At 74.6% G+C, this 17,905-nt stretch carries 16 protein-coding genes; 7 read left to right on the forward strand and 9 right to left on the reverse strand.

Annotation, left to right across the window (positions count from 1 at the left end):
- Positions 1–92 precede the first annotated feature (92 nt).
- On the forward strand, positions 93–1,091 hold the full coding sequence (locus ACN20G_RS25280; protein WP_424215111.1) for an NUDIX domain-containing protein: 999 nt from the start codon (positions 93–95) through the stop codon (positions 1,089–1,091).
- Between the two features lie 65 nt (positions 1,092–1,156).
- Here ACN20G_RS25280 and ACN20G_RS25285 read toward each other — a convergent pair whose 3' ends face one another.
- Positions 1,157–2,521 carry a dipeptidase gene (locus tag ACN20G_RS25285; protein ID WP_424215112.1) on the reverse strand — a complete coding sequence of 455 codons (1,365 nt, stop codon included), beginning with the start codon at positions 2,519–2,521 and terminating at the stop codon, positions 1,157–1,159.
- A 286-nt stretch (positions 2,522–2,807) separates the two neighbouring features.
- Between ACN20G_RS25285 and ACN20G_RS25290 the strand changes: the two genes are divergently transcribed.
- Together ACN20G_RS25290 and ACN20G_RS25295 are read left to right on the forward strand one after the other, a co-directional pair.
- Entirely contained in the window at positions 2,808–4,007 is a 1,200-nt protein-coding gene (locus ACN20G_RS25290) for a geranylgeranyl reductase family protein (protein WP_424215676.1), read from the forward strand.
- Positions 4,008–4,349: 342 nt separating this feature from the next.
- Positions 4,350–5,321, forward strand: a complete 972-nt coding sequence (locus ACN20G_RS25295) for a spherulation-specific family 4 protein (protein ID WP_424215113.1) — start codon at positions 4,350–4,352, stop codon at positions 5,319–5,321.
- Between the two features lie 4 nt (positions 5,322–5,325).
- Here ACN20G_RS25295 and ACN20G_RS25300 read toward each other — a convergent pair whose 3' ends face one another.
- Positions 5,326–5,610 carry a DUF6332 family protein gene (locus ACN20G_RS25300; RefSeq protein WP_424215114.1) on the reverse strand — a complete coding sequence of 95 codons (285 nt, stop codon included), beginning with the start codon at positions 5,608–5,610 and terminating at the stop codon, positions 5,326–5,328.
- 58 nt (positions 5,611–5,668) lie between these two features.
- Between ACN20G_RS25300 and ACN20G_RS25305 the strand changes: the two genes are divergently transcribed.
- Both ACN20G_RS25305 and ACN20G_RS25310 read left to right on the forward strand, forming a co-directional pair.
- Positions 5,669–6,364 (forward strand): alpha-ketoglutarate-dependent dioxygenase AlkB family protein, encoded by a 696-nt coding sequence (locus ACN20G_RS25305; protein WP_424215115.1) that lies wholly within the window; start codon positions 5,669–5,671, stop codon positions 6,362–6,364.
- Between the two features lie 42 nt (positions 6,365–6,406).
- Positions 6,407–7,702, forward strand: a complete 1,296-nt coding sequence (locus ACN20G_RS25310) for an ROK family protein (protein WP_424215116.1) — start codon at positions 6,407–6,409, stop codon at positions 7,700–7,702.
- 18 nt (positions 7,703–7,720) lie between these two features.
- Here the strand turns inward: ACN20G_RS25310 and ACN20G_RS25315 are convergent, their stop codons facing one another.
- On the reverse strand, positions 7,721–8,179 hold the full coding sequence (locus ACN20G_RS25315) for an ATP-binding protein (protein WP_424215117.1): 459 nt from the start codon (positions 8,177–8,179) through the stop codon (positions 7,721–7,723).
- A gap of 206 nt (positions 8,180–8,385) precedes the next feature.
- Between ACN20G_RS25315 and ACN20G_RS25320 the strand changes: the two genes are divergently transcribed.
- Both ACN20G_RS25320 and ACN20G_RS25325 read left to right on the forward strand, forming a co-directional pair.
- Entirely contained in the window at positions 8,386–9,504 is a 1,119-nt protein-coding gene (locus ACN20G_RS25320; RefSeq protein ID WP_424215118.1) for a PLP-dependent cysteine synthase family protein, read from the forward strand.
- Between the two features lie 299 nt (positions 9,505–9,803).
- Positions 9,804–10,823, forward strand: a complete 1,020-nt coding sequence (locus ACN20G_RS25325) for an acyltransferase family protein (RefSeq protein ID WP_424215119.1) — start codon at positions 9,804–9,806, stop codon at positions 10,821–10,823.
- A 9-nt stretch (positions 10,824–10,832) separates the two neighbouring features.
- Here ACN20G_RS25325 and ACN20G_RS25330 read toward each other — a convergent pair whose 3' ends face one another.
- The 6 genes from ACN20G_RS25330 to ACN20G_RS25355 form a co-directional block, all read right to left on the reverse strand.
- Positions 10,833–11,354 carry an SRPBCC family protein gene (locus ACN20G_RS25330; RefSeq protein WP_424215120.1) on the reverse strand — a complete coding sequence of 174 codons (522 nt, stop codon included), beginning with the start codon at positions 11,352–11,354 and terminating at the stop codon, positions 10,833–10,835.
- 79 nt (positions 11,355–11,433) lie between these two features.
- Positions 11,434–13,965 (reverse strand): right-handed parallel beta-helix repeat-containing protein, encoded by a 2,532-nt coding sequence (locus ACN20G_RS25335; protein ID WP_424215121.1) that lies wholly within the window; start codon positions 13,963–13,965, stop codon positions 11,434–11,436.
- 190 nt (positions 13,966–14,155) lie between these two features.
- Positions 14,156–14,779 carry an Rv1733c family protein gene (locus ACN20G_RS25340; protein WP_424215122.1) on the reverse strand — a complete coding sequence of 208 codons (624 nt, stop codon included), beginning with the start codon at positions 14,777–14,779 and terminating at the stop codon, positions 14,156–14,158.
- Between the two features lie 125 nt (positions 14,780–14,904).
- Positions 14,905–15,783, reverse strand: a complete 879-nt coding sequence (locus ACN20G_RS25345) for an MOSC domain-containing protein (RefSeq protein ID WP_424215123.1) — start codon at positions 15,781–15,783, stop codon at positions 14,905–14,907.
- A 54-nt stretch (positions 15,784–15,837) separates the two neighbouring features.
- Positions 15,838–16,458: a DUF6643 family protein gene (locus ACN20G_RS25350; protein WP_424215124.1), complete on the reverse strand. Its 621-nt coding sequence runs from the start codon at positions 16,456–16,458 to the stop codon at positions 15,838–15,840.
- Positions 16,459–16,644: 186 nt separating this feature from the next.
- Positions 16,645–17,868: a glycosyltransferase gene (locus ACN20G_RS25355; protein WP_424215125.1), complete on the reverse strand. Its 1,224-nt coding sequence runs from the start codon at positions 17,866–17,868 to the stop codon at positions 16,645–16,647.
- Between the last annotated feature and the right edge of the window lie 37 nt (positions 17,869–17,905).

Below are 17,905 nucleotides of genomic sequence, written 5' to 3' on the forward strand. Positions count from 1 at the left end.
GTGTTGCGGGCAAGCCACCCTGGGGCGTCGCCCGGGGCCATCCGGGGCGCTCGCCCGGACCCGGACGACGTCTTACGTGGAGGGGGAACACCGTGATCGTCTGGATCAACGGGGCCTTCGGCGCGGGCAAGAGCGGCACCGCCCGCGAACTGGTGGACCTGCTGCCCGACAGCGCCCTGTTCGAACCCGCGCTCGTCGGCGACGCGCTGGGCCGGCTGCTGCCGGCCGAACGGCTCGCCGAGGTCGCCGACCACCAGGACCTGCCGAGTTGGCGGCGCCTGGTGGTGGACACGGCCGCCGCCCTGCTCGCCGAGCTCGGCGGCACCCTGGTGGCCCCCGCGGGCCTGCTGCGCCAGGAATACCGGGACGAGATCTTCGGCGCCCTGGCGGCCCGCCGGATACCCGTCCGGCACGTGCTGCTGCACCCGGGGGAAACGATCCTCCGCGAGCGGACCCGAGCGCACCCCGAGCGCCTGACCGCCTACCGGCGGGCCCTGGACTGGCTCGTCGAGGACGCGTACGTGGTGGACAACTCGACACTGAGCCCGCGCGCCGCGGCCGAACGCGTGGCCGCCGCCGTACGCGACGACACCGCCGGGGTCTGCGCCATCGTCCAGACCCCCGAACCGCGCGCCGAGACCGTCGCCGCCGGGGTGCTGCTCTTCGACGAGCGGGACCGGGTCCTGCTCGTCGACCCCACCTACAAACCGGGCTGGGAGTTCCCCGGCGGGATCGTCGAACGCGGCGAGGCCCCGGCCCGCGCCGGGATCCGCGAGGTCGCCGAGGAACTCGGGCTCGCCCTGGCCGAACGGCCCCGGCTGCTCGTCGTGGACTGGGAACCGCCGGCCCCGCCCGCCCACGGCGGCCTGCGGCTGCTCTTCGACGGCGGACGCCTCACCGCCGACCGGGCCCGCGCGCTGCGCCTGCCAGGTCCCGAACTGCGGGCCTGGCGCTTCGTCACCGAGGCGGAGGCGGCCGAACTGCTGCCGCCGCAGCGGCACACCCGACTGCGCTGGGCCCTGCGGGCCCGCGAACGCGGCACCGTGCTCAACCTGGAGGCCGGCGACCCCGGCCCCGATCCCCTGCGATGACCGCCCGTGCGGGGGCCGACCCATCGGCCGGCCCCCCGCACCGGGCCCCGCAGGAGGCCGCGCGGTCAGCCGCGCGCGGCCCGGGCGTAGTTCTCCAGGAACAGCGCCTCCGTCACCGACAGGCGCTCCAGCTCCTGCGGCGAGACGCTCTCGTCCACGGCGTGGATCTGCGCGGCCGGCTCGCTCAGCCCGATCAGCAGCATCTCGGCCGCCGGGTACAGCTCGGTCAGGGTGTTGCACAGCGGGATCGACCCGCCCATCCCGGCCGCCTGCATCTCCTGGCCCGGGTAGGCCACCGCCATCGCGTCCGCCATCGCCGCGTACGCCGGGCTGGTGGTGTCCGCGAGGAACGGCTGCCCCTGGCCCACGACCTCCAGCTCCACCTTCGCCTTCCACGGCACGTGCGCCGCCAGGTGCGCGGTCAGCAGCTCGATCGCCCCCGACACGTCGGTGCCCGGCGGCACCCGCAGGCTCACCAGGGCCGCGGCGCTCGCGTGCACCGAGGGGGTCGCGCCGAGCACCGGCGGGCAGTCGATGCCCAGGACCGTGACGGCCGGCCGGGCCCACAGCCGGTCCGAGATCGTGCCCGAGCCGATCAGCTCGACCCCGTCCAACACCTTCGCGTCGGCCCGGAAATCGGGCTCCGGGTACTGGAGCCCCTCCCACACGCCGTCCCCGGCCAGCCCGTCCACCACGGTCGAGCCGTCCTCCGTGCGCAGCGAGTCCAGCACGCGGATCAGCGCCGCCAGCGCGTCCGGCGCGGCCCCGCCGAACATGCCCGAGTGCAGGTTGCCCGCCAGGGTGTCCACCTTGATCCGCACCAGGGTCATGCCGCGCAGACAGGCCGTCACGGTCGGCAGGCCGGTGCGGAAGTTGCCCGCGTCGCCGATCACGATCGCGTCCGAGGCCAGCAGCTCGGGGTGCGCCTCGGCGTACCGCTGCAGGCCGCCGGTGCCCTGCTCCTCCGAACCCTCCACGATCACCTTCAGCGACACCGGCACCCCGTCACCGGCCTTCAGCGCGCGGATCGCCAGCAGGTGCATGATGAACCCGCCCTTGCAGTCCGCCGCCCCGCGCCCGTACCAGCGGCCCTCGCGCTCGGTCAGCTCGAAGGCCGGGGAGGTCCAGGCCGCGTCGTCCAGCGGGGGCTGCACGTCGTAGTGCGCGTACAGCAGCACGGTCGGCGCGCCCTCGGGACCGGGCAGATACCCGTACACCGACTGGGTGCCGTCCGGGGTGTCCAACAGGGCCACGTCGGTGAACCCCTCCGCCCGCAGCGCGTCGGCCACCCAGTTCGCCGCGCCCTCGCTCTCGCTGCGCGGGAACTGCGCGAAGTCCGCGACCGACCGGAACGCCACGAGCTCGGCCAGTTCGGTCCGGGCCCGCGGCATCAGCGCGGCGACGGTCTCGGCGATCGGGGTGGAGGACATGCGGGACACGCTCCTGTCGGGGTGTGACGGTGGGTCGACCGGAAGCCGCCCGGTGGGGCGGCGGGACGTGATCGATCCTCCCACAGCGAGCCGGCGGGGCGGCTCACCGTAGGATTTGCCCGGCATCGGCAACCCATCGCGCGAGCAGGAGCAGCGACACATCGTGAGCACCGACGACGTACACAACGACGCCCCCGAGCCCGGCCGCCCCGCGCCGGAGTCCGAGCCCGCGTCGACGCACGCCCCCGGGGCCCAGGCGCCGGAGGACGCGGAGGTCTGGGACGTCGTGGTGGTCGGCGCCGGCCCGGCCGGCGCGAGCGCGGCGTACGCGGCGGCCGGCGCGGGCCGGCGCGTGCTGCTCCTGGAGAAGGCCGAACTGCCCCGCTACAAGACCTGCGGCGGCGGCATCATCGGCCCCTCCCGCGACAGCCTCCCGGCCGGGTTCAGGCTGCCGCTCCAGGACCGCGTGCACGCCGTCACCTTCACCCACAACGGCCGCCTCACCCGCACCCGCCGCTCCAAGCGGATGCTGTTCGGCCTCGTCAACCGCCCCGAGTTCGACGCGGCGCTGGTCGCCGCCGCCGAGAAGGCCGGCGCCACCCTGCGCACCGGCACCGCGGTGTCCCGGGTCGAACAGCACGGCTCCGCCGTCCCGGACCGGCGCACCGTCGCCGTGGTCCTCGCCGACGGCGAGACCGTCCTGGCCCGCGCGGTGGTCGGCGCCGACGGCAGCGCGAGCCGGATCGGCGCGCACGTCGGCGTCGAACTCGACCAGGTGGACCTGGGCCTGGAGGCCGAGATCCCGGTCCCGCCCACCGTCGCCGAGGACTGGAAGGGCCGCGTCCTGCTGGACTGGGGCCCGCTGCCCGGCAGTTACGGCTGGGTCTTCCCCAAGGGCGACACCCTCACCGTCGGGGTGATCGCGGCCCGCGGGGAGGGCGCCGCGACCAAGCGGTACCTGGAGGACTTCATCGCCCGGCTTGGCCTGGCCGGCTTCGAACCGAGCGTCTCCTCGGGTCACCTGACCCGCTGCCGCACCCAGGACTCCCCGCTCTCGCGCGGCCGGGTCCTGGTCGCCGGCGACGCCGCCGGCCTGCTGGAGCCGTGGACCCGCGAGGGCATCTCCTTCGCGCTGCGCTCGGGCCGGCTGGCGGGGGAGTGGGCCGTGCGCATCGCCGAGGCCCAGGACGGGGTCGACGCCCGCCGACAGGCCCTGAACTACGCCTTCGCCGTCAAGGCCGGACTCGGCGTGGAGATGGCCGTGGGCCGCCGGCTGCTCGCCGTGTTCTCCGCCCGCCCCGCCCTCGTCCACGCCGCCCTCACCGGCCTGCGCCCGGCCTGGCGGGCCTTCGCGGGCATCACCCAGGGCTCCACCAACATCGCCGAGATCGTCCGCACCTCCCCGATGGCCCGCAAGGCGCTCGCCGCCCTCGACAAGCGCCAGGGCGCGAACGCGACGCCGGCCGCGCCCGACGCCGAGGGCTGAGCCCCCGTTCGCCGCAGCGCGCCGCGCACCCCCGACCACCCCCGGCTGGTGGTGCGCGTGTGACGGCGGAGAAGCCTGATGCCTCCCGGGACCGGCCGTGCGCCCGCCCCGGGAGGTTCACATGATGAGGTGACCGGTCGCTGATCTGTTCGTCATACGAAAGCTCGCCAAAGCCACCGCCCCACCCCCCACCCCCGTCTACTGTTCCTCGCACCGAAGCCGCCCGGCGCGGGAGGCACCGGGGCCGCTCACGGGAAGCACGAACGGCGCGCGAGCGTCGTCCGCACGCCCCACGTCCCGAAGCCTCCCGCCCCACGGCCCCAGCCAGTGCCGGAGGAACCCGTGCCCTCGAAGCGCGTCGTGAAGGCCCTCGTCACCGCGGTCCTGCTCGTCGGCGTCCTCGCCGCACCCGCCCCGGCCGGCAGCGCCGGCGACGCCCGCGCGGAGCCCGCCGGCGCCGCGATACCCGGCCGCCCCGGGACCCCGGCGCCCTACCCGCGCAAGGCCCCCACCGGGCAGCGCGGCCTGGAGATCGCGGTCCCCGCCTACGTGCACGCCGACGACCCCGTCCTCGCGACCCTCGCCGAGACCGACCCGGCCCCCTCGATCGTCGTGCTCAACCCCAACAACGGCGACGCGCCCTTCGACGAACCCTGGCAGGAACGCGCCGACGCCCTGCGCCGCGCCGTCACCGCCACCGGCGAACACACCAAGGTCCTCGGCTACGTGCACACCGACCACGGCAACCGCGACCCCGCCGCCGTCCGCGCCTCCGTCGACAACTACCTGCGCACCGCCGACGGCGAACTCCACGTGGACGGCATCTTCTTCGACGTGGTCGCCCGCGACTGCGGCCCCGACAACAGCACCCGCGACCGCTACGCCTCCTACCGCGCCTACGTCCAGGAGGTCGTGCACTCCCTCGACCCCGAGGCCCGCGACCTCGTCGTCAACAACCCCGGCACCGCCATCGCCGACTGCTACCTCGAACCCGGCCGGCGCACCGCCGACGTGTTCGTCACCTACGAGGCCCCCTACGCGGCCTACACCGCCGGCGGCTGGCTCGGCGGCAACGTCTTCAACGCCGCCGGCGGCTACCGCCCCGGCACCGAGTACGACCCCTCCGGCACCGCCTTCTGGCACCTGGTCCACGAGGTCCCCGACGCCGCCGCCATGCGCGCCACCCTGCGCACCGCCTTCGACCGCGGGGCCGGCTACGCCTACGCCACCGACACCACCATGCCCAACCCCTGGGACCGAGGCCCCCGCTGGACCTTCCGCGCCCAGACCGTCACCGCCGCCGACATCGGCTGAGCGCTCACCGCCGGGACGGATCGAACCGCCACAACACCCGCACCACCCGCCACACGCACACCAGCGCCGCGATCCCCACCGCCGTCCACGTCCACACCTGCTCCGCCGCCACGCTCCCCGGCTGCCACCGCAGCATCGGCGCCAACAGCACCAGCAACACCAATCCGCCGAGCAGCACCCCGGTCACGAGCGCGAACCCGATCTCCACCGTCGCCGCGTCCCGCCGCGCCTGCCGCTCCTCGGCGTCCGTGACCGCGACCGCCCCGTCCGTCCCGTGATCTCCCGTCATGTCCGCCAGTGTGCGCACCCCGGCCCCGCCGGGCAAGCGCCCGCCCGATACTGGACCCATGACCGACGACGGCCTCTTCCCCCGCAACGCGCTGCCCCCCGGCCCCGCCCGCACCCCCGTCGCCTTCGCCCCCGGCGCCGTGCACCTCCCCGACTGGCTCGACCCCGCCGCCCAGGCCGAACTCCTCGCCCACTGCCGTCGCTGGGCCACCGGCCCCGCCGGCCTGCGCACCGTCCACACCCCCGGCGGCGGCACCATGAGCGCCCGCCAGGTCTGCCTCGGCAACCACTGGTACCCCTACGGCTACGCCCGCACGGCCGTGGACGGCGACGGGGCCCCGGTCAAACCCATGCCCGCCTTCCTCGCCGCCCTCGGCGCCCGTGCCCTCACCGCCGCCCACGCCCTGGCCCCCGAGGACCTCCCGGCCCACGCCCCGGCCCACGACACCGCCCTGATCAACTTCTACGGCCCCGGCGCCCGCATGGGCATGCACCGCGACGCCGAGGAACGCGATCCGGCCCCCGTGGTCTCCCTCAGCCTCGGTGACGACTGCGTGTTCCGCTTCGGCACCCCCCAGGCCCGCGGCGGCCCGCACACCGACCTCACCCTGCGCAGCGGCGACCTCGTCGTCTTCGGCGGACCCTCCCGTCTGGCCTACCACGGAGTGCCCAAGGTCCTGCCCGGCACGGGCCCGGGGTCCCTCGGTCTCACCGGCCGGCTGAACATCACCCTCAGGGTCGCCGACCTGGGCTGATCCGTGCCCGCCGACCCCTCGGATCATGCGAGGATCGCTGACATGAACGGCGACGCGACCCCGGAGCGGACGGCACCGACCGCAGGGACCACGGCACCCACCCGCACCACCCCCCCTCCCTCGGCCGCCCCGCCCGCCCGCACCCGCCTCGACCGGGGCCGGGGAGCCCTCGGCCCGGCCCTGGAGCTCGTCCACACCGGCCGCGCCCCCACCCGCGCCGTCCTCACCGCCGAACTCGGCGTCACCCGTGCCACCGCCGGGGCCGTCGCCGCCGAACTGGAGGCCCTCGGCCTGATCCGCGTGGACTCCCGCCCCGGCGGCGCGGGCGGCGCCCAGGGCCGGCCCTCGCACCGGCTGGCCATCGACGAACGCGGCCCCGTGGTGCTCGCCGGTCAGGTCCACCCCGACGGCTACCGCACCGCCCTGGTGGGCCTCGGCGGCCGGATCCTCGCCACCGCCCCCGGCCAGGTCACCGTCTCCGCCGACCCGGCCCAGGTGCTGCGCGCCGTGGTCCGCACCGGCGCCGAACTGCTGCGGGCCACCGGCCGGCGCTGCGTGGGCGCCGGACTCGCCGTGCCCTCCGCCGTCGCCGAACCCGAGGGCACCGCCCTCAACCCGCTGCACCTGGCCTGGGAGCCCGGCGCCCCGGTCCGGTCCGTGTTCGCCGACTGCGTGGCCGAGGCCGGCATCCCCGGCCCCGCCCTCACCGGCAACGACGTCAACCTCGCGGCCCTCGCCGAACACCGGCACGGCGCCGGGCGCAGCGCCGCCCACCTGCTGTGCGTGGCCACCGGACACCGGGGCGTGGGCGGGGCCCTCGTGCTGGACGGCCGCCTGCACAGCGGCAGCTCCGGCCTCGCCCTGGAGGTCGGGCACCTCACGGTCAACCCCGAGGGCCGGGCCTGCCACTGCGGCGGCCGCGGCTGCCTCGACGTGGAGGCCGACCCGCTGGCCCTGCTCACCGCCGCCGGCCGGACCCCCGGCCCCGAGGTCTCGCTGCTCCAGCAGGCCCGGGAACTGCTCCGCGACGAGTACGAGGACCCGGCCGTGCGGGCCGCCGCCGAGGAGATCGTCGACCGTCTCGGCCTGGGCCTGGCGGGGCTGGTGAACATCCTCAACCCGGACCGGATCATCCTGGGCGGCCTGCACCGCGAACTGCTGCGCGCCGACCCGGCGCGGCTGCGGGCCGTGGTCGCCGACCGCAGCCTGTGGGGCCGCAGCGGCAGCGTCCCGATCCTGCCGTGCACACTGGAGCACAACAGCCTGGTGGGCGCCGCCGAACTCGCCTGGCAGCCGGTCCTGGACGACCCGCTGGGCGCCCTGGCCGTGGCGGCCTGAGGGGTCGGCGGGCCCGGCTCAGCGGGCCCGCGGCCGGGAGCCGGCGGGCGTCGCGGCCCGCTCGGCGTCCCCCGTGCGCAGCGAGAACCAGATCACCTTCCCGGCCCGCCCGGCCCCGTGCCGCGCGCCCCAGCTCTCGCTGACCGCCTCGATCAGGGCCATGCCCCGCCCGCAGGTCCGCAGGGCGGAGGGATCGGCCGCGCGCAGCACCGGCAGCCGCGGGTCGTTGTCGGAGACCGACACGATCAACCGCCCGTCGCGCACCTCGACGCCCACCGTGCAGCTCTTGTCGGGGCGGGCGTGCCGGTGCACGTTCGTCAGCAGCTCCGTCAGCCCCAGCGCGGCCCGGTCCACCAGGGGGTCCAGACTCCACTCCCGCAGCCGGTCGCCGAGGATCCGACGGGTCTGCGCGATCCGCGCGGGCAGGGCCAGAAGCTCCACCGTGTACTGCCTGCTGTTGTCCGAAATCTCGCTCACGGTGGCGACTCCAGGACGGTGAGGGCAACGCCGCGCCACCCCGGGCCCGGCCTCCCTCACTGTCGCGCGCCCGCCCGGAGCCCGCAACACACACCGGTCCCCAAGCCATCCTCATGGACCCCCAAAGAGACTGTTTGCGCAGGTGAGAGGGGTACATTGAGGGGAGTGAGAAGCCCGGCGAACACCCAGCGCGAGGAGCGGAACGGATGAGCACCACCCCGGTCACGATCGATGTGGACCGCAGCGACGCGAGCTACCGAAGCTGGCTGAAAGAAGCCGTCCGAAAGGTGCAGGCGGACGCCAACCGCTCGGCCGACACCCACCTCCTGCGCTTCCCGCTGCCCGAGGAATGGGGCGTGGACCTCTACCTCAAGGACGAGTCCACCCACCCGACCGGCTCCCTCAAGCACCGGCTGGCCCGCTCCCTGTTCCTGTACGCCCTGTGCAACGGCCGGCTCCGCCCCGACCGCCCCGTCATCGAGGCGTCCTCCGGCTCCACCGCCGTCTCCGAGGCGTACTTCGCCAAGCTCATCGGCGTCCCCTTCGTCGCCGTGATGCCCCGCACCACCAGCCCCGAGAAGTGTCGGCTCATCGAATTCCACGGCGGCACCTGCCACTTCGTGGACGACCCGATGAGCATGTACGCGGAATCCGCGGCCCTCGCGGCCCGCACCGGCGGCCACTACATGGACCAGTTCACCTACGCCGAGCGGGCCACCGATTGGCGCGGCAACAACAACATCGCCGACTCGATCTACCAGCAACTGCGCCGCGAACGCCACCCCGAACCCGCCTGGATCGTCGCCACCGCCGGCACCGGCGGCACCTCGGCGACCATCGCCCGCTACGTGCACTACATGCAGTACGACACCCGCATCTGCGTCCCCGACCCCGAGAACTCCGTCTTCTTCGACGGCTGGGTCCGCGACGAACCCGACCTCGTCGGCACCTGCGGCTCCCGCATCGAGGGCATCGGCCGCCCCCGCATGGAACCCAGCTTCCTGCCCGCCGCCATCGACCGCATGATGCGCGTCCCCGACGCCGCGAGCGTCGCCGCCTGCCGCGCCCTGGAGAACGCGCTGGGCCGCAAGGCCGGCGGCTCCACCGGCACCGGCCTGTGGAGCAGCCTGCGGATCGTCGCCGAGATGATCGCCGAAGGCCGCCAGGGCAGCGTCGTCACCCTCTTCTGCGACCCGGGCGACCGCTACCTCGACAAGTACTACTCCGACGCCTGGGTCGCCGCCCAGGGCCTCGACCTCGCGCCCTACGCCAAGACCCTGGAGACCATGCTCACCACCGGCGTCTGGCGCGAACCCACCCCCTGACCCACCCCGCCGGCCCGACCACGGCCGGGCCGGCGGCACGGGTGCGCCAACCTGGGGGCGCCGTGGTCCTTCGAAGATTTGGGGCATTCGGGGAGAGGCGCTTTAGAGTGTCCGGGGCCTCGCCGTATCGGGATTCTTCGTGTGCGCGGCTTTCATGAGCCCGTAATTCTCCCGATCGCATCGATTCCCAGAGGTCTTTCGTCATGCTTGGAAGCGCACCCCTCGCGCCCGTCGGCTCCGGGGTTTTCGGAACGTCGCCGACGGCGGCCCCCGCCCCTCCCGCCGCGCGGCCCCGGCGCATGCACGTGCTCGACGGGCTGCGGATCCTCGCCGCGCTCGCCGTCGTCCTCTACCACTACACGGCGGTCGTCGGCGCCTGGAGCGTGAACGGCAGGACGAAGTTCCCCACCCTCTTCCCCTTCGCCGCCTACGGCTGGCTCGGGGTACAGCTGTTCTTCCTGATCAGCGGGTTCGTCATATGCATGAGTTGCTGGGGCAAGCCGCTCCAACACTTCTTCGTCTCCCGCGTGGTGCGCCTCTTCCCCGCCTATTGGTTCGCCGTCCTGGCGACCACCGCGGTCGTGGCCCTCATCGCGGGCGGAAAGCGGCCCCTGCAACTCACCGACGTGCTGGTCAACCTGACGATGCTCCAAGAGCCGATGGGCGTGCGGTCCGTCGACGGGGCCTACTGGACCCTCTTCGTGGAACTGCGCTTCTACGTGCTCTTCGCCGTCATGGCCTGGTGGGGCCTCACCTATCGCAGGCTGGTCTTCTTCTGCTGGGCGTGGATCGTGGCCGGCGCGCTCTTCGCCTCCGCCCCGGAGGGCGGGCCGCTCCAGATGCTGGTGATGCCCCGCTACGGCTGGTACTTCATCGCGGGGATCGCCTTCTACCTGATGCACCGCTTCCGGCCGTCGCTCATGCTGTTCGGCATCGTGCTGGTCTGCTTCTGCGGATCCCTGCCGACCAGCCGGACGACCTGGCGCAACACCGCCGACTACATGGGCAGCCACGTCCCCTACTGGCCGGTGCCCCTCGTCGTCGCGGCCTGCTTCGGCGTCATGGCCCTGGTCGCCCTGGGGAAGTTCTCGTGGGTGAACTGGCGGTGGCTCCCGTTCGCGGGCTCCCTCACCTACCCCCTCTACCTGTTGCACGAGAACATCGGGCACGAGCTGTTCCACCTGTTCGAGGACCGCGTGCCCACACACCTCCTGCTGGGCTCGGTGCTCGCGGGCATGCTGATCGCCGCCTGGCTCGTGCACCGCTGGGTGGAGCGACCGGTCGGCCGCCTGCTCAAGCGGGGCCTCGCCGGCCTGTGACCCCTCCCGTCAGCCGCCGGCAGCCAGTCGGCGGTCCAGGGCCCGCACCGCGCCCCGGAACGAGAGGCCCAGGCCCGGCCGGGCCAGGAGCAGTCCGCGGCGCAGGGCCGGCGGGCCGTCCGCCGCGAAGGTCCAGCGCACGAGACTGCCCGCCGCCCGGGGGTTCGGCAGCAGCCGCCACTCCTCCACCAGCGCCGACAGGCCCGGCACGTTCGTGGTGTCCACCCGGTAGGCGTACCGCCGCTCCGGCTCCGCCGCGAGCACCGTCTCCGCGAACCACACCCCGCCCCGCAACACGACCTCCCGCCCGGCGCCGCCGTCGGTGGCCCGAGCCTCCCGCAGCGCCGAGAACCACCCGGGCCACCCGGCCACGTCCCGCGCCAGCGCCTCGTACACCGCCGCCGGCGGGGCCGCCGCACGCGCGGTGAACACCAGCCGCACGGGAGCCCGCGTCGTGAACTCCACGGGCTCGGCCCGCAGCACCCGAGCCGAGGCGGAGGGGGCGGGGGAAGGGGAGGGGGAAGCCGACACGAAAACCTCCGACGGACTCGTGGCCGACCCGGACGTCGGCCCGCCCACCCTAATCGACTGATTGACGAACCGTCAGGCGTCAGCCGTCGTGACCCAGCACCGCCGAGGCCGGCAACGGCGGCAGGTCCTCCGGGAACAGCCGCGTCAGATCCTCCGTGTCCGGGTCCCGGACCTGCGCCACCCGACCCGCGTGCCGCTCCACCATCGCCTCGAAGGTCTGCCGCGCGGTGCGCCCGTTGCCGAACGCCGGCCCCTTCGGCAGCTCCGTGAAGTACTTCCCCAAAGCCTGCGCCGTCTCCGGACCGATCCGGTACTCGTGCTCCTCCGCCTGCTGTTCCACGATCCGCAGCAGGTCCTCCGGCCCGTAGTCGTCGAAGGTGATCGTCCGCGAGAACCGCGAGGCCACCCCCGGGTTCACGGTCAGGAACCGCTCCATCTCCGCCGTGTACCCGGCCACGATCACCACGACCGCGTCCCGGTGGTCCTCCATCAGCTTCACCAGCGTGTCGATCGCCTCGCGCCCGAAGTCCCGCCCCGAATCCTCCGGCGCCAGCGCGTACGCCTCGTCGATGAACAGCACCCCGCCCCGGGCCCGCTCGAACACCTCCTGGGTGCGGATGGCCGTGGACCCGATGTGCTCCCCGACCAGGTCCACCCGGGACACCTCCACCAGATGCCCCCGCTCCAGGACACCCAGCGCCACCAGGATCTCCCCGTACAACCGGGCCACCGTGGTCTTCCCGGTCCCCGGGGAGCCCGTGAACACCAGGTGCCGGCGCACCGACGCCGCCTTCAGCCCGGCCTGCTGCCGGCGCCGCCCCACCTCGATCATGTCGGTGAGCGCGCGCACCTCCCGCTTGACGCTCTCCAACCCGACCAACGCGTCGAGCTGCCCCAGTACCTCGTCCGCCTCCCGATCGGCATCCGCCCCGGCACCGAGACCCGCGCCCGAACCCGCCGCGCCCGAACCCTCGGAGGGCCGCGCGGGACCCGGCACCGTCACCGCCGGCGGCACCGGCGCCGCCGAGACCACCCCCGCCGCCGGAGCCGAAGCCGCGGGCACCACCGGGGACACCACCGCCGGCGCGACCGGCGCGGACCCGACCGGAGCCGAACGCGCCCCCGCCCCGACCCCGGCCCGCACCCCGTCCTCGTCGCTCGTGCACTCCAACGTCGTCGGCCCGTCCTCCGTGAACTCGTACCCGCCCCGCGCGCACCGCTCCGTGTGGCAGCGCCGCAACGAGGTCAGGCTCCCGTCGATCACGTGGAACCCGAACCCGGAACTCCCCTCCACCCGGCACGAGGTGAACGTGCCCCGCCCACCGGCCGACACGTAGAACCCGGCCTCCGAAGGCCCCGACACCGTCACCCGCTCGATCACCGGATCGGCGCCCTTCGTGACGATCACCCCGGTCTGCACACCCTCGATCACACAGTTCGCGAGCGTGCCCCCACTGCCGTGGTCCCGGAACCAGGCACCCGTCGCGGCCTCCGAGATCCGACAGTCGTCCAACTGCGCCCCGGCCCCGTCGCTCACCGACACCGCCGTGTTCCGCACCCGCGACAGGTCCCCGTCCACCATGTCCACCCGCGACCCGCGGTCCAGCACGAACAACGCGTCCGGCACGTCGTGCACCCGGCACGCCGTCAACGAGGCGGTGGCCCCGTCGCTCACCCACACCGCCGGATAGTCACCGGTGCTGTCGTGGATCTCGCTCGCCTCGGCCTCCACCCGCGTCCCCGGATCCCACACCGACAACCCGTTGCGCCCGAACCGCCCCACCCGCGTCCGGTGCAGCGTCAACACCGACCGCGACCGCAGATCGATCGCGTTCTCCGGCACGTCGTGGATCTCGCACCCGGTCAACGTCAGCACCGCGTCCGTGTCCAGGGTGATCCCGTCGGCCGTCGTCGACCGCACCACGCAGTCCGTCAGCCGCGCCTGCGCCCGCTGCGCCACCCGCACCCCGGTGCCCTTGACCTCGGACACCTCGCACCCGATCGCCTCCAGCGAGGACCCGTCCCCGGTCACCGCGAAGCCCGCGCTCCCGCTCTGCCGCACCCGACAGCGCTCCAGCCGCGGCCGCCCACCCCCGCGCACCTCGATCCCGGCCTGCCCGGCCGCGTTCACCTCACACTCCTCGAACACCCCGCCGGCCCCGTCGAGGACCGCGATCCCCACCCCGGCCGGATTCTCCACGGGACACCGCCGCACCACCGGCCGCGCGCCCCCGCGCACCTCGATGCCCACCGACGACAGGGTCACCACCCGCACGTCGGTCAGCTCCGGCGTCCCCTCCTCGATCAACAAGGCGGGCGCCGACCGGTCCTGACCCTCCACGTGCAGGTCCCGCACCACCGCCGAGGCCGCCAGGGTCAACGCCACCCCGTCCGGCGGCGCGATCCGCACCGACCCCGGAGAACCCTCCGCCCCGCGCAAGGTCACCGCGTGCCGCACCACCAGGTTCTCGCGGTACGTCCCCGGGGAGATCGTCAGCACGTCCCCGTCACCGGCCGCCTCCAGGGCGGCCGTCAGCGTCGGATAATCCCCGGAGCGGCGCCGCCACCGGGAAGCCCCGCCGTGCGTCACCTGGACCGTGCCCTGAGCCATGGTGCTTCTCGTGCCCCCACCCTCGTCCTCGTGCCGTCCGCTCGGAGCGACGGATCCGGCCGCCCCACCGTAGCGCGACCCACCCCTCCCGTGTGCCCGCTCCGCCCCGCGACCCCCCACCCGGTGACCCCGCCCCCACCCCCGGAACCGAACGCACGCTCGCCAGGGGAGCGCCGGTCCGCGCGCCCGCTCAGGTGCCCGCGTCCGTACGCCCCCAATCCGGGCCCACCGCCGCCCACGCCCGGTCCCAGGCCCGATGCCGGTGCACGGTCAACCGCCGCACGCACACCCGACGCGCCACCGCCACCAACCCCGCCGCGGCCAACCCGGCGGCCACCCCCGCCGGCACCGCGTACGTCCCCGTCCCCGCCGGATCCAACGGAGCCGGCACCAACCGACCCGAACGGTCCGTCCACACGAGGAACCGGTCACCGGGCCGCACGGCCGCCCCCACCGAGGTCACCGTCCCCGTGTGCCGCGCCCCGTCCGCACCGAACCACACCGCCCGCACCAACGGCCGCTCCGGCCCCTGCGCCCGCGCCGCCGGCTCCGTCTCCGCCCCCGCCAACGGCACGTCCGCCGGCCCCGACACCACGGCGGGCCGCCGTACCCGCTCCGCGGCCTGCGCCACCGCCGCCCGCTCCAGCGCCGCGTCCACCCGCCCCGCCGCCGACCACCCGCACACCACCGGCAGCACCACCAGCGCCACCCCCGTCACGGCGGCCCACCACATCTCGATCCGATCGGTGCGCCGCAGCAACGGACTGCGCCGACGCCGCCACAAACCCCAGCCCCAACCCAGACCCGTACCCATGCCCCTGGCCATCCTCAACCCCCCACCGCCGACGTCCCTGCCGCCGACCACGACTCGACTCTCCTCATCCCACCGACGCACCACGCGCCGCCCACACCCTGCCCGCCACACCGGGCCCGCACCCCTCAACCCGGCAGAACCCGCACCGCGTCCCCCCGCCGCACCGTGCCCCGACCCAAGGGCACCAACAACCGACCGAACACCAACGACCGCCCCCGCCGCCGGTGCACACCCAGGGTCCGCAACGGCTCCCGACCCCGCTCCGCCGTCAGCTGGTCCACCGTCGTCACCACGCACCGCCCGCACTCACGCGCCCCGCGGAACTCCACCCCACCGATCCGCAGCAACCCCCACCCGTCCTCCGCCCACGCCTCGGCACCGGTCACCACCAGGTTCGGCCGGAACCGCGACATCGGCACCGGCCCCTCCTCGGCCCGCCCGCCCTCCGCGATCAACACGTTCAACGCCGCCAGCGAGGCATCGGAGGTCAGCAGCACGGGATAGCCGTCGGCGAAGCTCACCGTCTCCCCGGGCCGCGCGTACTCCGGATCCACCGGACGGCGCACCGCCGGATCGTCCATCCACATCAACCGCACCGGCGTGCCCAGCGCCGCCGTGAACCAGGCGTCCGCGACCGCACCCGCCGGCACGGCCTCCACCTTCTTCGAGAACAGCGTCACCGTCTCCGTCGGACCCGGCGCCGGCGGCGACACCGTCAGCTCGGGCACACCGGGCCCGGACAGCACGACGGCGCCGCCCCGGGCCGGTCGGGCCCGCAGCAGCGCCAGTCGAGGCAGTTGTCGCTGGGTGACGGCGGTACCGGACGGGTCCACCGGCAACCACCGTCGGTCACCCGCGAACCCCCAGGGCTCCACCTCCACCGCGTCGGGACCGACCCCCGCCAGGGACTTCACCGGATGGACGTACAACGCCCCGACCCGGATCCCGTCCCCTTGTCCCTCCGCGCCGGGACCGCGCGCCCCGGCATCCGCCGCATTCACCATGACGGCATCCTGCCGGCCGGGGCTCGCGTCCCGGTCGGCAGGCCCTCGTGAGGATCAGTAGGCACGCCCCTGCTGCGGACGCCCATAAGGGTCTTCGTACCCGGACATCACCGGCAGATTGGTCATGGTCCCCGGCATCGCCGTCGGCCCGGTCGAGGTCAACTGCACCGCCACCGGAACCGGCGTGGGCATCGGACTCGGCCCGGAGGGCAGGGCCGCGACCGGACGCATCGACTCGTACCCGGTCGAACCCATCGGCAACGGACGCGGCTGCTGAGGCATCGGCATCGGCGCCTGCTGCGGCACGTACGGCGCCGGGGCCTGCGGCAGCGGTGCGGGCTGCTGCGCCATCGGCTGGTACGGGTACCCGTAGGCCGGCCCCTGCTGCGGGACCTGACCCGGGTACTGCCCGGGCATCGACCCACCCATCGGCATCTGCGTCGGCATCTGCATCGGCGACGGAGCCGAGGGCAGCGCCGGCAACGCGGCGGGCAGGGCGGGGAGATGGCCGGAACCGGAATATCCGACCGGGGCGGGCTCCCAAGGGGCGGGGACCCGGATGGGGGCGATCTGAGGGGTGCCCCGTTCCGCGACCAGCGAGTCGTAGATCGGGGTGTCCGGGAACGAAGGCGCGGAGTAGTGGCCGCCGCCATACGTGGAGCGGGGGGAGGTCATGCGGACTAAGTTAAGCCCACGACTTCACCCGGTCCAGAGCAAGGATTCGTCAACACCGCGCTGACCAGCCCCTCCGCGAGCCCGCCCACACCCCGCCGGCCCCCACCCACCTGGCCGTTTCGCCCCGCTCCACCCTGACTCGCGACCCCCCGAACCACCCCGAAACACCCACCATCTGACCCTTTGTCAGATCACGCCGCTCCCGGCACCCTCCCCGGACCTCCCCGCCCCCGGCCCCGCGTACGTCCGCCCCTTCCACGCCGCCCCCCGCCCCCGGTGGTGCCGAACCGCCGAGTCCACCGTCATCAACAGGTAGAGCAACGCCACCCCCGGCAACAACGGAACCACCACGAGAGAAGCCCGGTGATGCCGGACCATCGGCACGAAACACCCCGCCATCAACCCCCACGCCACGGCCCCCACCGCGCACAACACCCCATCCCCCCGCCACACCCCGACCACCACGGCCACCGGCGGCACCAAATACACCAGCACCAGGCCCAACACCGTCCCCACCAGCAACTCCGGCCGCAGCCGCAACTGCGTGTACGCGCTGCGCGCCACCATCGCCCACAGGTCCGCCAGCCGCGGATAGGGCCGCACCGACTCCACGTCCTGCGCCAGCCCCAACCAGATCCGCCCGCCCGAGCCCTTCATCGCCCGCGCCAAGGCCACGTCGTCGATCACCGCGTGCCGGATCGCCCCCGGCACGTCCGCCCGCGCCGCCGCCTCCGCCCGCAGCAGCACGCACCCCCCGGCCGCCGCCGCCGTCCGCCCCCCTACCCGCCGCACCCACCGGAACGGGTACAGCTGCGCGAAGAAGAACACGAAGGCCGGCACGATCAACGCCTCCCACGCCGTGACCACCCGCAGCCGCGCCATCAACGACACCAGGTCCAGCCCCCCGGCCTCCCCGGCCGCCACCAGGTCACGCAGGCTGTCCGGCCCGTGCGCGATGTCCGCGTCCGTCAGCAACAACCACCGCGGTCGCGACCCCGGACCCCCGGCGCCCGGCACCCCGCGTCCCGCGACCTCCATCCCGTGCCGCACCGCCCACAGCTTCCCCGTCCACCCCGGGGCCGGCGCCCCGGGCGACACCACCACCAGCGGCAGCCCCCCGGACCGGGCGGCCAGCTCCCGCGCGAGGTCCCCGGTGCCGTCCCCACTGTCGTCGTCCACGAACACGATCCCGGCCTCGCCCGGATAGCGCTGAGCCAACAGCGACGGAAGGGACAGGGGCAGCACCCCGGCCTCGTCCCGCGCCGGCACCACCACCGCGACCGCCGGCCACCCCCCGGCCGGGGGCCCGGACCCGCCCGGCGGCAACCGCACGTCGGTCCGCCAGAACCCGCCCCGGAACAGCACCAGCCACAACCACACGAGCAGCGAAACCCACGCGAGCACGGTCACGTCCCGAGTCTGCCGGAAACCCCCGCCCCCGCCCACG

The sequence above is a fragment of the Streptomyces dryopteridis genome, from assembly GCF_049606955.1.
Classification (GTDB): domain Bacteria; phylum Actinomycetota; class Actinomycetes; order Streptomycetales; family Streptomycetaceae; genus Streptomyces.

Excerpts from the sequence above, each read along its gene's own strand:
- ACN20G_RS25285 (WP_424215112.1), bottom strand. The coding sequence starts at position 2,521 with ATGTCCTCCACCCCGATCGCCGAGACCGTCGCCGCGCTGATGCCGCGG.
- ACN20G_RS25300 (WP_424215114.1), bottom strand. The coding sequence starts at position 5,610 with ATGACGGGAGATCACGGGACGGACGGGGCGGTCGCGGTCACGGACGCC.
- ACN20G_RS25305 (WP_424215115.1), top strand. The coding sequence starts at position 5,669 with ATGACCGACGACGGCCTCTTCCCCCGCAACGCGCTGCCCCCCGGCCCC.
- ACN20G_RS25310 (WP_424215116.1), top strand. The coding sequence starts at position 6,407 with ATGAACGGCGACGCGACCCCGGAGCGGACGGCACCGACCGCAGGGACC.
- ACN20G_RS25320 (WP_424215118.1), top strand. The coding sequence starts at position 8,386 with ATGAGCACCACCCCGGTCACGATCGATGTGGACCGCAGCGACGCGAGC.
- ACN20G_RS25325 (WP_424215119.1), top strand. The coding sequence starts at position 9,804 with ATGCACGTGCTCGACGGGCTGCGGATCCTCGCCGCGCTCGCCGTCGTC.
- ACN20G_RS25335 (WP_424215121.1), bottom strand. The coding sequence starts at position 13,965 with ATGGCTCAGGGCACGGTCCAGGTGACGCACGGCGGGGCTTCCCGGTGG.
- ACN20G_RS25340 (WP_424215122.1), bottom strand. The coding sequence starts at position 14,779 with ATGGGTACGGGTCTGGGTTGGGGCTGGGGTTTGTGGCGGCGTCGGCGC.
- ACN20G_RS25345 (WP_424215123.1), bottom strand. The coding sequence starts at position 15,783 with ATGGTGAATGCGGCGGATGCCGGGGCGCGCGGTCCCGGCGCGGAGGGA.
- ACN20G_RS25350 (WP_424215124.1), bottom strand. The coding sequence starts at position 16,458 with ATGACCTCCCCCCGCTCCACGTATGGCGGCGGCCACTACTCCGCGCCT.